This window comes from Pseudoalteromonas sp. 120-MNA-CIBAN-0494 (genome assembly GCF_040308885.1).
Taxonomy (GTDB): Bacteria; Pseudomonadota; Gammaproteobacteria; order Enterobacterales; family Alteromonadaceae; genus Pseudoalteromonas; species Pseudoalteromonas nigrifaciens.
The window spans coordinates 1-1,039 of sequence record NZ_JBEOOE010000083.1; the positions used below are offsets into that span (position 1 = coordinate 1).

Annotated in this window: 2 rRNA genes; both read left to right on the top strand. The window is 44.3% G+C overall.

The window, feature by feature from the left end:
• Positions 1 to 356 (top strand): 16S ribosomal RNA (locus AAEY55_RS18065); the annotation flags it as partial.
• Between the two features lie 299 nt (positions 357 to 655).
• Positions 656 to 1,039: ribosomal RNA gene (locus AAEY55_RS18070) — 23S ribosomal RNA — on the top strand; the annotation flags it as partial.

The following is a 1,039-nucleotide window of genomic DNA, read 5'->3' on the forward strand; positions in this document are numbered from 1 at the left end:
GACGACGTCAAGTCATCATGGCCCTTACGTGTAGGGCTACACACGTGCTACAATGGCGCATACAGAGTGCTGCGAACCTGCGAAGGTAAGCGAATCACTTAAAGTGCGTCGTAGTCCGGATTGGAGTCTGCAACTCGACTCCATGAAGTCGGAATCGCTAGTAATCGCGTATCAGAATGACGCGGTGAATACGTTCCCGGGCCTTGTACACACCGCCCGTCACACCATGGGAGTGGGTTGCTCCAGAAGTAGATAGTCTAACCCTCGGGAGGACGTTTACCACGGAGTGATTCATGACTGGGGTGAAGTCGTAACAAGGTAGCCCTAGGGGAACCTGGGGCTGGATCACCTCCTTATACGATTTAGAACTTATTTGTTCGTAGTGTCCACACAGATGATTGTTAATTAGTGCTTGTTCTTCGGAATAACTAATTAATATGCTCTTTAAAAATTTGGAAAAGCTGATAATAAAATTCTGATAAATAACATTGTTATTTATCAAGAGTTTTCAAAAGTAAAAAAAGAATGGTAGCAGTACCATTCAGTGCCATTTAATTAACTCTTTGAGTTGATTGATTGGTATCTACTTTAGTATTCAATATTGACTTCTGGCGAAGTTAAACTGTCACACAACAAAGACCCGTTTGGGTTGTATGGTTAAGTGACTAAGCGTACACGGTGGATGCCTTGGCAGTTGGAGGCGATGAAGGACGTATTAACTTGCGATAAGCCTAGTCAAGCTAGTAAAAAGCACTTGAGACTAGGATTTCCGAATGGGGAAACCCACCTGCTTGCAGGTATCGTTAACTGAATACATAGGTTAACGAGGCGAACGCGGAGAACTGAAACATCTAAGTACCCGTAGGAAAAGAAATCAACCGAGATTCCGAAAGTAGCGGCGAGCGAAATCGGAACAGCCCTTAAGCTTATTATGTGTTAATGGAAGGCTGCTGGAAAGCGCCACGATACAGGGTGATAGTCCCGTACATGAAAAGACATTTTAAGTGAAATCGAGTAGGTCGGAGCACGTGAAACTTTG